The following is a 13540-nucleotide window of genomic DNA, read 5'->3' as shown; positions in this document are numbered from 1 at the left end:
ATACACATCTATCGGTCATTACCCGTTTCGATAGTTTGCCTCACAGTGCGATTGCCGCGCGTGCGTAGCTGTCCGGGTTGGAAGGGCGCTCCCCGAAAGGGTCGAGCGCCCTTTCGTTTTTCGGCCTACAGGCGCTATTCCGGGAGTTTGTAGATCGCCGCGTTGTCCTGCAGCTCCCGCAGGCCCTTGTACGAGGCATGCCGCAGCTTGCCGTCGTCGGTCCAGGCACGATATTCGATCTCGGCAATCAAAGTCGGCTGAACGAACACGACACCCTTCCTATCAACCGTAACTGGAGCACGCTTGGTCTTCAGCGTGTCCAGCATCCGGCGCAGTTCGAGTGCATCTTTCTCTTTGAAGCCCGTCCCGACTGAACCGACGTAGACGAACGCGTCGCCCTGGTAGGCCGCCAGCAGCAGACTGCCGATCCCGCCGCGCGCCGCGGTGGATGGCTCGTATCCGACAATCATAAAGCTTTCGCTCTGGATGCATTTGATCTTCAGCCAGTCGCCGAGCCGGCCTGATCGATACGTGCTGTCGCGGTGCTTGGCGATGATGCCTTCCAGGCCGTGCTCGCGCGCGGCCTCCAGAAGTGTCGCGCCATCGGCTTCGACCTCCTGTGAAACGCGGATTACTCCCTCGCTTTCCCCGATCAGGCCTTCCAGGAGGTGACGACGCCCGGACAACTCCATCTTCGTCAGGTCATGCCCGTCGAAATACAACAGGTCGAATGCGTAAAGGATCGCTTCGTCTGAAGCCTTCCTGCCCCCGCGCCCGCCGAGTGAACGCTGCAGCGCCCCGAAGTCCGAGCGGCCCTCGGCATCGAGCACGACGGCCTCTCCATCGAGAATGGCGGTCCCGACGCCGAGCTTGCGCGCGGCGCCTGCGATTGCCGGAAACCTGTGGGTCCAGTCGTGACCGCCACGGGTGATGATCCGAACCGAGTTGGGCTCGATGTGGACCGCCACACGATAGCCATCCCATTTGATCTCGTAGATCCAGTCCGCTCCGGACGGCGGCTTTTCCTTCAACAGCGCCAGGCACGGTTCGATGCGATCAGGCATCGGGTCGAAGGGAAGCTGCGGCTGCGCCGGATCGCGTGGTTTGCGCGGTCGCGAGCGGATCGGGGCGTCCGTCTCCCGCAAGAGCGGTTGGGATTTTTGGCGCGGCGGCTTTGTCATGGTCAGAGTTCAGCAGCAATTGCTTAAAATCGTGTGACATCATCGGGGAATGGAGGAGGGGATGAAAAGGAGAAGGAAACCGGTTCGCAAGGACGGTCCAACGGCTGATGGTTCCCTCAATCGCGCCAGTCGCCGAGACCGGGCCAGCTTGTCTCGCAAGGCAGGTGTGCCTCGCTCTCCCGCGAGCCAGGTCTGCTCCGGCGCAATTGCAGCCGCCGGCCCGTCCTGCGGTTCGGGAGATGTCTTCGAGAAGAAGATGAGGAGGCAAGGACAGTCCGTCCGCCCGAAGCTCAAGAGGTCATTCCCATGCAGTTGATTACAGCCGATCCGCGCAGCCTGAAAGACAATCCCGACCGGTCCCGGCAGTCGAAATCGTCGCCACAGTCCGACGCGCTGCTCTGCGCATCGATCAGGGCCATCGGTGTGGTTCAGCCACCCATCGTCAAACTCGATCCGGAAGGCGGCAACAGCTACATCATCGTCTTCGGTCACCGCCGCGCCGCCCAGGCGATTGCCGCGGATCTCTTGGAAATCCCGCTGCTGCTGGCTGATCCAGCCGACGATCTTGGCGCCATGCAGTCGTTTGCAGAGAACATCGCCCGCGAACCGCTGAACCCCGTCGACCAATGGCGCGCCATTGAGCGGCTGATGGCGCTTGGATGGACCGAAGAGTCGATCGCCATGGCGCTGGCGCTCCCCAGCCGGCAGATCAGAAAGCTGCGGCTGCTCGCCAACATCCTGCCCGCGATGCTCGACCAGATGGCGCGTGGCGACATGCCGAACGAGCAACAGTTGCGCACGATCGCAGCCGCCGGTCAGGACGAGCAGGCCGAGGTCTGGAAGAAGTACAAGCCGAAGAAGCAGGATCCGCAGGTGTCGTGGTGGGAGGTGGCCCGCGCACTGACCACGACCCGGATGCTCGCCAAGCACGCAAGCTTCGGCGACGAACTGGCACAGGCTTACGGCATCAGCTGGGTCGAGGACCTGTTTGCACCCGCTGACGAGGACAGCCGCTATACCACCGACATCGAGGCGTTTCTCGGAGCGCAGCAGGAGTGGCTAGCCAACAACTTGCCCAAGCGCGGATCGGTCATCGAAGCCAACGAATACGGTCAGGCCAAGTTGCCGGCCAAGGCACAACAGGTCTACGGCAAGCCGGGCAAGGGTGATCTTACCGGTTGGTATATCAATGCGCGAGACGGCTCGGTTCAATCGGTCGCCTACCGCATGCCGGAAGTGAAGAAGCCCAAGCTGGTCAAGGACGCCGAGGGTGTCGAAACCCTCGTCGAGGAGGTCGAGGCACCGAAAGTGCGACCCGATGTGACCCAGAAGGGTCTCGACATGATCGGTGACTTGCGCACCGATGCTCTACACGAGGCGCTCGGCCGTGCGCCGATCGAGGACGATACGCTGATGGCCCTGCTCATCTTGGCCTTCACCGGCACCAATGTCACGGTCGCCAGCGGTGCATCGGACAATCCCTATGGTCATGCGAAATGCGGGCCCCATGCTGTCCGGTTGATCGGCGAGGACGGCAAGCTGTCCTTCGATCGCGAGACACTGGTGCAGGCTGCACGCTCGGTGCTGATCGAAGTCCTGTCGCTGCGGCGCAATCGCTCCGATAGCGGACTGATCGCCCGTATTGCCGGCGACGCTATCGGAGCTGACGAGTTCCTGCCCAATATGGGCACAGAGGAATTCTTCTCATGCCTGTCGCGCACTGCGCTGGAAGCTGCGGCGGAAACGGCGGGCGTGCCCGGTCGGATCAAGGTGAAGGATACCCGTGCGGCTCTGGTCGAGCATTTTGTCGAGGGAAAGCTTTTGCATCCGGCAGCGCTGCTCGCACCATCCACTGAGGACGTGCGGTCGTGGGTCGGACGTTTTGCCAGCGTCGATAGCGGATCGGAGGATGTCCGCGCCGATCTCGATGCGCTCGAAGATCAGCTTTCGGGTGGTGACCTGGTTGACCATTCCGCCGCCGAGGAAGAGGCCGGCGAGGGTTTCCGCGAGGCCGCCGAATAACGCCAGGCAACAGGATCTGAACTAACGCCGCTGGCTGATGCCGGCGGCGTTTTCGTTTCGGGCAATCAGAAGGAGCTTGTCATGGCAGAGATCCATGATGACATGGCTGAAGATATGGCCGCAGAAAAAGCGGCGCATGAGACTGAGCTTCAGGTATTGGACCGGCCGACGATACGAGCAGAAGCCTCGACGCCATGGGGTATGGCGCAGGTCTCGCGGCGATATGCCGAGGGTATCGTTCTGCATTCCACCGCCAGTCACGGCGGTTTCCATCTCGCCGAGAAAGCCAATTCGGCCGTCCATGCCCTCTATCGTAGTGACGACGGATTCTACGAGGAGGATTGTGAATGGGCGAAGGTTGCCCATGCTTTCCCGCAGCTGTTCACCGCCTATGAGCGGCGCCTCGCCGATCGGACGCTTCGCGACTATTTCCCTGATGCCTACGAGCGCGTCACGGGCGCGATACTGAACGGCAGTCAGTCTCACATGCGGGACAGGCGGGAATTCGAGAGTGTCCACCGCAACGACTGGGTGGTCATCGCAGCCCTCAATTCCGATCACCAGCCTGGCTTTGTCGAGTGCATCGCGACGCTGGGCGGGATCCGTGGCGAGGTTGGCGAACGACGGTTCCTGGTTCCACGCTCCGACTACTCGACCGGCCGGCATGGCTTCGTCATCGATCCACTGAAGCACCAGCCATATGACGGTCCGTCCAGCTTCGTAACCTGGGCGGCGCGGCGATGACAGTCGTGTCCACTGACACCGACGATCCCCGAAGTCATGTGAACGATGTCAGCGCGTTCTATCAAGGCATCTGGGCACGGCAGCAGTATTGCCGGTCCCGGCGGGCAGAGCGGACAAAGCGAACGAAGGCGCGTTGGAAATGCAAGGCACGGCATGGCCTACCCCAGATCTTAGCACGCATATCAACGGAGCCGGGTGCGAGCGGAAAGCCCGTCCAAGTCGAGGGTGTAGTGACGCTTTGATCGAAGCGCGGACGCGGGCACGGAGCTACCGGCTTGCATCGGAGCGTGCCGGGATCGGGATTTGTCAGTCCCCTTTTGTGGGTGACGCGGCGTTGCCAAGGTCGGATCGCCATGGCGATTGCATCATGCTGCCGAGAAACCAGATCGTCGGCCGGCACAGCACCTCGGTTTTGCTGCGGTCTGACATGGGCGCGTCCCGGTCAAAGGTCGCTGGCGCGCCGCGTTGCGGCAGGATCATCGCCTCGTCGCAGGGCAGGCCCGCGTCTGCCGCAGCCCGCTTAAGGGCGGGCCGCACCGTCCGCAAACCTTCCCCGCTCCTCCTGGCAATGCCCTGACCTTGGGCCGGGCCGCTGGTGCCCATGTCCTTTTGCCCGCACCCGATGGGCTGAGCCGGACGACAACCGGCACCCCGGGCTTCGCTGAAACATCGCTCATAAAGGATCCGATCATGGCACCGCTCAACCGCTCCACCCAGAAGAACCGTTCCGTCAAATCCCAGCGCGCCACCACCCTCGAAATGGTCAGGCACGCCTGCCCCGACGTGAGCCAGGCGCTCCGCATCTCCGAAAGCTTCGGCCTTGCCCTCATCGACAGCGACGGGATCCGCGACCTTCACCGCGGCCAGTTGATCGAAAGCGCCGATGCCCTCAAGGATGGCCTCGCCGAAAAGGCCATGCAGATCCACATGCAACGCATCGTCGGATCGTTTGTCGGCTCCGCCTACGGCGCCGGGCAATTCTACAGCCGCGCGGTCACCGAGGCCCGTGATCTCACCACGAAGCTCTCCAACGATACCAGAGACGAGGACCTCGACGGCCCGGTCGGCTTCGACAGCCGCGCCCAGCGCAAGCGCGAGTTCGCAGCCGACATGGGCCTGCAGGCCCACGTGCTTCGCATGGCAGCCGAAGGCGCCGTCTCCGCCTACGAGGACATCACAGGTGAAACCTGGAAGCCTTACGAGCGCACGGTCGAGCAGGCCGCCAACTCGGTCGATCAAAAGGCCGCGACTGCCCAGATGTCAGCCTTCGAGTAGGACGATCGCGGGGCTTCGGCCCCGCCTTCTTCCAGCGTCCGCAACGTCGTTACGACCTGGTTCGGAAAAAGAAAAAAGGGCCGACGGAAAACCGCGGCCCATAAAGTGTGAAGGTCATGGACCTCCAGAGGGGAACAGCTGTTGCGGCGCAACTGGGAGGAAGCCGCCATGTGCATCAGCTGAAGTCTTTATGCCCGAATTTTCATCGCGTTGCACTTAATTTTTGTGCAGTGCAGCTATGCGTTCGTGGCCTGAAGCAACGGAATCCCTTACGCTGACATCTTTTCGGTGCGCTTTTGGGGCGAACACTACCAGGTTATCAACGGCGTCTTACGCAGCCAATGATCCGTGGTGACTTGATCCAGCACGAAAGCCGCAACGTTTTCGCGCGAGATGGAGCCCCCGCGGAACTGGCTTAAATCCGTGAGCGTCTGGATTGTGTCGTGACGAGGCTTGTTGTTGAGAACGGTGGGACGGACGATGGTCCAATCGAGTCCGCTGTCCTTGATGATGACCTCTTGACGATTCTTGTCTGCGTAAACCTTGCGCAGGAGTAGCGGGAAGATCAGGTTGTCGAAGAAGAAACCGCCATGCCCAGCGCTATCGCCAGCGCCCATACCGGTAATGGTGACAAGACGCGAAACGTGTTCCGCCTTCATGGCGCTGACAATTGCTCGGGTTGCAGTCGAAAGAAGCGTGACTTCGCGAAATGGGCTGGCTGGTGTGCCGAGCGCGCTGATCACGGCGTCTCGAGCCTTGGCGGCCTGGCGCAACACCGTCTCGTCACGGGCGTCTCCAACTAGGATCTTCGCTCCTTTCATGTCCGCGGCCTTCTCCGTCGAGCGCACCAAAACGGTTACCTCGTAGCCACGGGCGAGCGCTTGGCTGACGATGTGGCGGCCGGTTGGCCCGGTTGCGCCGAGGATCAGGATCTTCGGCGCAGCGGCGAGTATTGTGTCGATCGTGGACGTGTTCATTGTCGTGCTCCTCTTGAAAGGCAGGGCGTCTCTCAGGAGGCCGCCGTGTTGGGTCTGTCGCGATTGGTAATCAGAGCCGACTCTCTGCGAGCAGTTCGCGGGTCCGCTTCAGCGTCGATACGAGGGCCGCTTTGTAGCCCTTGTCGCTGTCGAACTGCGTCTGCTCGGCTTGTTCCTCGGGACCATCAGGCTCCTTGCCGCGCAGGCCCAGATAGCAGTAGAACTTCAGCTGCAGCGCTCCGGCTTCATCCTCGAACAACTCGTTGATGATGGCGCCTTCACGGGGGCCGGTGGCCTGGAAAAAGGTGACCTTGCTATGCGGTTCGAGGGTGATGATCTCTCTGATGTTTGAACCGGCAATGGTGGCTTCGCGTACAAAGTGCGTCGGGCTTTCCTCGATGACGTCGCAACGGGTGCAGAGACCAGGGGGAAGGAACAAGCGCGCATCGCGCGCCTTCAGTTCCAGGCCCTTCCAGACTTGCTCGCGGGTAAGCTTCGTTTCGCCTTCCGGGTTCACCGGAATGGTAGCGGTCGAATAGATCATGATGGTGGTCCTTGTTGGGTTTTACGGCTACCTGCCTCACGCAGAGGCAGCGGTTTCCGCGGCAAAGTTGCGATAGGAGCGAAGCGGACGGCCGAGAAGCGTTATCAGGCGCTCAACGTCACCGCCTTCGGGGAGCATGCCATCGGTCAGAAAGCGCTCGCCCATCATACGCATGTCGTAGGCCATCCACGGCGGCATGAACTGCTTGAGGTTCTGTTCGAAAGCTGCCGTATCGCCGCCGCCATAGTTGATCTGACGGCCAAGAACGTCCGACCAGATAGCAGCGATATCCGTGCCGGTGAGTGTGTCAGGACCGACGAGGTTGATGCGATTGGTAGGAAGCGGCTGTGCAGCCTGTTCACGACGCAGCAGCTCAAGGGCGGCAATCTCCGCGATATCGCGGACGTCGATCATGGCAAGTCCCTTGTCGCCGACGGGCATCGGGTAGACGCCATAGCCAGCGATGACGTCTTTGATCGTCAGGTCGTTCTGGATGAAATAGGCCGGGCGCAGGATCGTGGCGTTCATGCCCATCTGCTCGATCATCCGTTCGACGCCAAACTTGCCCGCAAAGTGCGGCACGTTCACGTAGATGTCCGGGTGGATCACCGACAGGTAGACGATCCGCTTAACGCCGGCCGAGCGGGCGACGTTGAGGGCGATCAAAGCCTGGCTGAACTCGTCTGGTGCGACAGCGTTCAGCAGGAACAGCGTCGACACACCATCGAAGGCGGTACGCAGGGAGTCGACGTCGAGAAAGTCACCTTTGACGACGGCAACACCTGTCGGGAAGTTGGCCTTGGAAGGGTCGCGGACGAGAGCGCGGACATCAGCGCCGTTATCGACGAGATGCTGGATGACTTGGCCGCCGATATTGCCGGTGGCGCCGGTAACGAGAATGGTCATGGGATTTTCTCCGGGTTGGTTTTGCTTGACACCCGGAATATGGCTGGTTCATTCTTAAACCAATAGACTGTTAAATTAGACAGTTCGTCTCACTGATGGAACGATCATGGATCTCGTGGCCCTTGCCGATTTCAACCTTGTTGCGCGCCATGGCGGCTTTGGCAAAGCGTCGCGGGCGTCCGGCCGTCCCAAAGCGACCTTGTCTCGACGCGTGACCGAACTGGAGGCTGCCCTTCAGCTTCGGCTGTTTGAACGTGGCGCGCGCAACCTGAAACTCACCGAGGAAGGACGCGTCCTTCACGAGCGGACAGCCGCTCTGCTGACGGAGCTCGACGAAACGGCGGCCACCATCGCGGCCGGCGGGGACAAGCCGCGCGGCAGGTTGCGCATCAGCGCGCCACTGCTGTTTTCACAGACCGCGATGGGTCGGATCTCGGCGGGCTTTGCACTGAAATATCCCGACGTGCGGTTGGAAGTCACCACGGAGGACCGAGCCGTAGACATGATCGAGGAAGGCTATGACCTGGTCATCCGGGTCAATCCGGACCCGGACGAAAGTCTGGTCGGCCGAGCCTTTCTGCATGATCGTCTGGTCGTCGTGGCAAGCCCCGACCTTCCCCGCCCAGTGGCAGATCTCTTGGTGCCTGGTGTCGTGCGCGGGGCGGGCGATCGGCAGACCTGGAGCGTCGTGACTTCAGAAGGACCCGCCACGATCGGGATAGAGCCCATCCTCGCCCTGTCTTCACTCATCATGGTTCGGGATGCCGTGCGAACGGGCGTCGGCGCTGCTCGTATGCCGATTTCGCTGGTGAGCCACGATCTGGCCGACGGCACTTTGCTTCACTGGGGCGATGTCGAGGGCTCAGAGATCGCGCTGTGGGCGCTTTACCCGTCGCGGCGACTGCTCAGCGCGCGTGTCTCTGCCTTCCTGGATTTTCTGAAGCAGGCTTTTCCAAACGGAACACCCGATGAACTGGCGGCCTACATCGGCAGGTGAGGGACCGAATGTTCAACATTGCAATCCTGACAGCGTTACGCAGCAGTGTTTACTGGCGACTGGGCGCCGGGCGGCATTCCGACTGAACGCGACGCTGAAGGCGCTTGCTGAGCCATAGCCGGAGCGGACCCGCTCGCGGATGTAACGCTAAGCCAGGACTAAATTTGGTGAAGTCTATTGGCGGCCGGGTTGCCCGTCGCGACCCCCGGCCGTTCGTGGTGACTTAGAGAACGGGTTGATCGGCGAAAACATCGAGCCGCAAATGATCCCATTGGTCTTCTGGCCGGAGATGTGGTGCGTCTGAAGCTGCGAGTGAAGGATGAGCACGCCCCCGGTATTGTTATCCAGGCATTACGCCACAACCAGCTGCCCGAGGAAGCAACGCACCGTTCCCGGCAATCTCCCGCATGCAGTCATTGGCTTTGACCAATCGCTCGGGGCTTGTGAGCGCTATGCATCAATTCCCATTGTCGCCACCCGATGATGCAATTGCCGTACCCCTTTATCTGCCAACTGGCACGTCCACTGCGGTCTCGATGGGGCATGTCTGACCAAAGACCGCCTCGCGATGCTCGGCTCGATCGGCATCCGCAACGGCCGGATCATTTTCTTCCCCTGTGCGCTTAAGCGCCCATTCCTCGCGGTGACCAAGAAAGCCTCTCCTGGCCGTCCTCCACTCCGTTTCGGCCTTTCAGGTGCGGGCCGATCGTCCCCGGTCCTATCGACTGCCATCGAGGCCGCGATGGACGCGGCCCGAACAACCGAAAAGGAATACGACAATGGCAACCATCGGCTCTTTCACCGCTTCCGGCAACGGCTTCTCCGGCACCATCAAGACCCTCAACCTCAACGTCAAGGCAACCATCCGCGCCGTCGAGCGCACATCCGAAAAGGGCCCTGACTATCGCATCCTCGCGGGAGCCACGGAATTCGGCGCAGCCTGGAAGAAGACCTCGAACGAAGGCCGCGACTACCTCTCGGTCAAGCTCGACGACCCGAGCTTCCCGGCTCCGATCTACGCAACGCTGATCGAGGTCGAAGGCGAGGAAGGCCTCTCCCTCATCTGGTCCCGGTCAAACCGGGACTGAGACTGGATGCCCCGCCTTGCGGCGGGGCTCTCCACTAACTAGATCACTTGTTCAGTGCATCCTTGAGCGCCTTGGCAGGCGCGAACGTCAGCTTCTTCGAAGCTGCAACAGTCATCTTTTCTCCGGTCGCAGGATTGCGGCCCTCGCGTTCAGGCGAAGCCTTTACCTTGAATTTCCCGAAGCCAGGGATCGAGGTTTCGGCGTCGGAGCCTGCAGCATCGGCGATGGCCTGGAACACGGCTTCAACGATACCCTTGGCCTGAACCTTCGTCAGGCCGTTGTCGGCAGCGATCTTGTCGGCGATTTCATTGGTGGTGGTCATGAGATTCCTCGCATCTTCCTGTCAAAGATAAAATCCGTGTCAGCTTATGAGCGGATTGTCATCGGCGAGGATTGGGACAAGGTTCAGATCCGCTGGATGTCCACAGGTGGTTTTGGCCGATAGCCTCGTTTTCGCTTTTCACGAAGCACGTCGAGAAACAGGTTGATGGCTTGGCTCTCGTTGTTAAACAGGTGTTCCATCTGTTGTCCGCGCGTTCCGATCCGGCCCCAGGCGCGCACCACCGACACCTCGCCGAACAGTGTCGGCTGAACGGCAAGTGCGTAGAACCGCGCCATGTTCTTTTCCGGCGCGATACGCTCGACATAGAGGTGGTAGGGCTGCGTGATCATGACGGCAGATTCGCGCGTTCGGAGTCTGCCGTCCAATGACAGTTTTGAATCGGTCGGGCATCATCGATTCACGACAGTGATCCGCCGGCGCCCGGATCATTCGCACCAGCTCCGGCGCGATCCTTGCCACTTCCGAGCCAAGCCTTCGGCGACGAGAATATCGCCGACCGATCGTCGCTCCCGATAGACGATCCTGAGCTTGCGACCGAAGCGATCTTCATCCCTTGCGGTCGTCTTGAACGAGAGCGGACCTGAATTGAGGATGTCGAGCAGCCGCTGTTTCGCCGCAAGACCTCGCTCGCGTTCGCGCTCACATCTCGGCGGGCTGAGCTCTGGTGTATCGATGTCCGCTATCCTGATCTTTTCACCTCGAAACCAGAACGTATCACCATCCACCACACAGGTGATCCGTTGCCCGTTTCCGCAGATAGAGAAGGCTTCTCCCACGCTGCTTGCACTGCTTGAAGGCTGGGCTGAGTCAACAGACGCGAGGAAGCCAATGGCTAAGGGGGATAGGCTGGCGACGGCCGTAAAAAGTCTCACTGTCATGTCTCCTCAATGTCTGTCGTCGGAGCGGCCTTATAGCTCTTCACCCCTTCTGTGATTGGCTTGTGAAAACGGTTTTCTCCGACGGACGCGCTCATGTCCTTACGTCTGAACCAAATGGCGCGTCCACATCTGAGCGGCGGATTGCCTGATGTGAACACGATCTGCTCGTCAGCGCGCATGCGCAGCACCTCATGCGGCAGGATCAGCGGCCGGCGGGTCAGCTGCCGGGAGCGTGAGCGCGACGATCCCTTCATCCCTGACGAGCGATTCGTCTGGTCGACCTCGACTGTCGTATCGCCGCAGCGTTTCGAGATATAGTCGGCAGTATCAGGGTCGTTGATCGCGGCAAAAGAGATCCACGACGCGGATTCGAACCATTTGCTCGTCGCGTCCCGCCCGCCATAGGCCTCGCGCATCTGGCCGATGGACTGGAAGATCATTGTCAGCGTGATGCCGTATTTGCGCCCGGCGTCGCGCGCGGTCTCCAAGATGCGCAGATAACCCAGCCTGGCGACTTCGTCGAGCAGGAAGAGCGCGCGACCTTTTACATCGCCATTTCGATTGTAGATGGCATTGAGTAGCGAGCCGATCACCACCCTTGCCAGGCCGGGATGGGCTTCCAGAACCTTTAGATCGAGCGCAATGAAGATGTCTGTCCCGCCGTTGGCGAGATCGTCGGTCGAGAAACTGCCGCCAGAGACGAGCGCGGCATAGTTCGGATACGACAGCCAGTGGGTTTCTTTCACCGCGTTGGCGTACACGCCGGAAAAGGTCTCAGGCGTCATGTTGACGAAGACTGAAACGTTCTCCTTCACGAAGTCCGATTCCGACTGCTCGTAGATTTTTGTCAGGCGCGCCCGCAACTGCGGTTCGGGTTCCGAAAGGTTCTTCCGCACACGGCGCAGCGTCTGGTCTTCGTCGTCAGTGTGACCGGACAGGCAGACGTCGGCGATCAGAGCCGTCAGAAGCTGCATCGCCGAAGCCCGAAAGAAGTCGTCGCGGGCAGACGCCGAGCGCGGATTGTCGGTCATGATCCAGGTCGCGACGGCGACGATGTCCTCTTCCTTCGTACTGCCATGTCGACCGATCCAGTCGAGCGCGTTGAAGCCGACGCCTGACGCCGAGGGATCGAGAATGATCACCTTCCGGCCAGCCTTGCGGCGATGCCCCGATACCATCGGCGCGACCTCGCTCGATGGATCTAGGACGACGAGCCCGCCACCCCACTTGAGCGCGGTCGGGACCGTGACCGACGTCGTCTTGAAACCGCCGGAGCCCGCAAAAACGATGCCATGCGACGAGCCGAAGGAGCCGCCGAAGCATAGGAGCGGGCTCTTGCCCCCGGCGCCCCAGGTCGACGGATCGTCCGCGTGGAACGACACAGCCGCAACGCTGTCGCGATCCACGCGATATCGTTCGCCGACGACGATGCCGCCGGGATCGGGGAAAAGTTTTGCCGCCTCCTGCACCTTCATCCAGTCAGCCTCGCCATGCACCGCCCGCTTTCCCGCGATCCGCCGTGGTGTGGCTTTGGCAAAGGCTGCGTTACCCTTCATTGCGACACGCAGTGCGAAGACGCCGGCGAGAAACGTTGTCGATGCGCCGAGCATCGTTGCGGGGTCCGCGTATCCGAGCACGGATTGTCCTTTCGGGGTGTCGCCAGCGATCCCGGCCAGGCGAACCCCCTCGCGCAGGAGAGCGATGAGGATTGCCACTCCATTTCCGCTGACGACGCCCCATCCTGCAGCCTTGATACCCACTGCGCCATTTGCCGCGAACAGAAAGATCGTGCCAATTGCAGCTGCGGTCGCATAGGGCAGCGCGAGACCGATCCGCCCGAGCATCAGCTTCGCCTGCGCCGTCTTGCCGAACGCAGCCAGCCAGTGTTCGACCCCCGGCATCAAGACCACCAGGGCGATCATCGTCGTAACAGGGATGGCAGCGAGGAAAAGTCTACTCGCCGTCACGACCGAACGCCTCCGCGCCTATCGCCGTGAGGCGCAATTTCTCGGCACCGTCGCCCTTCAGGCGGCGACTGGCATCGATCAGCAGGCCGAGCAGCAGTGCCCGCTTCTCATAGCGAAGTCCTGCCTTGACGATCAGGCCACCCAGTTCGATTTTTTCGCGCGTGTCTTTCTTTCGCGCGTCATTCGTCATCGTGCGGGCCATGCGTTCAAGCCTCACCAGGCCTGCCCGCAGGCGCGCCAGACGCGATCGTCGCCGCCGGTTCACCGCCGGTTCGACCATCCCCGGCATTTTTCCTTCCGGTCGAAGGTGCCTTACCTCCGCGAAACCGCCCTGCAATCTCCTCGAACGCCACCTGTAGCTCGGTCTCCTCGATCTCGATCTCACCGAGACCGGACTTCAGCGCGATCCTGCCGATGCGCTCGGCCTCGCGTGTTTCGGCTTGTCTCAGCTGATCCTGCAATCTGGCGATTTCTTCCCTGATCTTCGATGATGGTTTCTTCATTCCGGTCGCATCTCCTTGGAAATCTTGGCGGCTCTGTTCCGCTGCAGGATTTCCTCAAAAGCACTTCCGAAGGAATGTGCAGATCTGCACGTCGGCAAGGCCGACACTTTGGAGG

At 61.1% G+C, this 13540-nt stretch carries 16 protein-coding genes; 5 read left to right on the top strand and 11 right to left on the bottom strand.

Going from position 1 to position 13540, the window contains the following annotated elements:
• Positions 1-134 precede the first annotated feature (134 nt).
• Positions 135-1181 carry a non-homologous end-joining DNA ligase gene (gene ligD / locus HX899_RS06400; protein WP_181291911.1) on the bottom strand — a complete coding sequence of 349 codons (1047 nt, stop codon included), beginning with the start codon at positions 1179-1181 and terminating at the stop codon, positions 135-137.
• Positions 1182-1487: 306 nt separating this feature from the next.
• Here ligD and HX899_RS06395 point away from each other — a divergent pair, with 306 nt between their 5' ends.
• Together HX899_RS06395 and HX899_RS06390 are read left to right on the top strand one after the other, a co-directional pair.
• Positions 1488-3203, top strand: a complete 1716-nt coding sequence (locus HX899_RS06395) for a ParB/RepB/Spo0J family partition protein (protein WP_181291910.1) — start codon at positions 1488-1490, stop codon at positions 3201-3203.
• Positions 3204-3284: 81 nt separating this feature from the next.
• Positions 3285-3947 carry a DUF7007 domain-containing protein gene (locus HX899_RS06390; RefSeq protein ID WP_181291909.1) on the top strand — a complete coding sequence of 221 codons (663 nt, stop codon included), beginning with the start codon at positions 3285-3287 and terminating at the stop codon, positions 3945-3947.
• A gap of 306 nt (positions 3948-4253) precedes the next feature.
• Here the strand turns inward: HX899_RS06390 and HX899_RS06385 are convergent, their stop codons facing one another.
• Positions 4254-4550 (bottom strand): hypothetical protein, encoded by a 297-nt coding sequence (locus HX899_RS06385; protein WP_181291908.1) that lies wholly within the window; start codon positions 4548-4550, stop codon positions 4254-4256.
• An 87-nt stretch (positions 4551-4637) separates the two neighbouring features.
• Between HX899_RS06385 and HX899_RS06380 the strand changes: the two genes are divergently transcribed.
• Complete coding sequence (locus HX899_RS06380) at positions 4638-5222, top strand: hypothetical protein (RefSeq protein WP_181291907.1); 585 nt, start codon at positions 4638-4640, stop codon at positions 5220-5222.
• Between the two features lie 308 nt (positions 5223-5530).
• Here the strand turns inward: HX899_RS06380 and HX899_RS06375 are convergent, their stop codons facing one another.
• From HX899_RS06375 to HX899_RS06365, 3 genes are all read right to left on the bottom strand, one after another.
• A complete protein-coding gene (locus HX899_RS06375) occupies positions 5531-6199 on the bottom strand; it encodes an NAD(P)-dependent oxidoreductase (protein WP_181291906.1) in 669 nt (222 codons plus the stop codon).
• A 70-nt stretch (positions 6200-6269) separates the two neighbouring features.
• Complete coding sequence (locus tag HX899_RS06370; RefSeq protein WP_181291905.1) at positions 6270-6743, bottom strand: SRPBCC family protein; 474 nt, start codon at positions 6741-6743, stop codon at positions 6270-6272.
• Positions 6744-6779: 36 nt separating this feature from the next.
• Positions 6780-7649 carry an SDR family oxidoreductase gene (locus tag HX899_RS06365; protein ID WP_181291904.1) on the bottom strand — a complete coding sequence of 290 codons (870 nt, stop codon included), beginning with the start codon at positions 7647-7649 and terminating at the stop codon, positions 6780-6782.
• A gap of 106 nt (positions 7650-7755) precedes the next feature.
• Here HX899_RS06365 and HX899_RS06360 point away from each other — a divergent pair, with 106 nt between their 5' ends.
• Together HX899_RS06360 and HX899_RS06355 are read left to right on the top strand one after the other, a co-directional pair.
• The gene (locus HX899_RS06360) at positions 7756-8646 is read left to right on the top strand and encodes a LysR family transcriptional regulator (protein ID WP_181291903.1); all 891 of its coding nucleotides are present in this window, start codon (positions 7756-7758) and stop codon (positions 8644-8646) included.
• Positions 8647-9425: 779 nt separating this feature from the next.
• Positions 9426-9734 (top strand): DUF736 domain-containing protein, encoded by a 309-nt coding sequence (locus tag HX899_RS06355; protein WP_037102212.1) that lies wholly within the window; start codon positions 9426-9428, stop codon positions 9732-9734.
• 43 nt (positions 9735-9777) lie between these two features.
• Here HX899_RS06355 and HX899_RS06350 read toward each other — a convergent pair whose 3' ends face one another.
• The 6 genes from HX899_RS06350 to traC form a co-directional block, all read right to left on the bottom strand.
• Positions 9778-10056, bottom strand: coding sequence for an HU family DNA-binding protein (locus HX899_RS06350; RefSeq protein WP_012648969.1), 279 nt, complete (start codon positions 10054-10056; stop codon positions 9778-9780).
• Positions 10057-10139: 83 nt separating this feature from the next.
• A complete protein-coding gene (locus HX899_RS06345; RefSeq protein ID WP_181291902.1) occupies positions 10140-10406 on the bottom strand; it encodes a WGR domain-containing protein in 267 nt (88 codons plus the stop codon).
• A gap of 96 nt (positions 10407-10502) precedes the next feature.
• The gene (locus HX899_RS06340; protein WP_181291901.1) at positions 10503-10955 is read right to left on the bottom strand and encodes a thermonuclease family protein; all 453 of its coding nucleotides are present in this window, start codon (positions 10953-10955) and stop codon (positions 10503-10505) included.
• Complete coding sequence (traG, locus tag HX899_RS06335; RefSeq protein WP_181291900.1) at positions 10952-12922, bottom strand: Ti-type conjugative transfer system protein TraG; 1971 nt, start codon at positions 12920-12922, stop codon at positions 10952-10954. Before traG ends, HX899_RS06340 begins: the two co-directional genes overlap by 4 nt.
• Positions 12909-13124: a type IV conjugative transfer system coupling protein TraD gene (traD, locus tag HX899_RS06330; protein ID WP_181291899.1), complete on the bottom strand. Its 216-nt coding sequence runs from the start codon at positions 13122-13124 to the stop codon at positions 12909-12911. Before traD ends, traG begins: the two co-directional genes overlap by 14 nt.
• 4 nt (positions 13125-13128) lie before the next feature.
• Positions 13129-13425, bottom strand: a complete 297-nt coding sequence (traC, locus tag HX899_RS06325; RefSeq protein WP_181291898.1) for a conjugal transfer protein TraC — start codon at positions 13423-13425, stop codon at positions 13129-13131.
• Positions 13426-13540: the final 115 nt, after the last annotated feature.

The organism is Rhizobium sp. WYCCWR 11146 (genome assembly GCF_013591995.1).
GTDB lineage: Bacteria > Pseudomonadota > Alphaproteobacteria > Rhizobiales > Rhizobiaceae > Rhizobium > Rhizobium indicum.
This window is presented reverse-complemented; position numbering and strand designations above follow the sequence as displayed.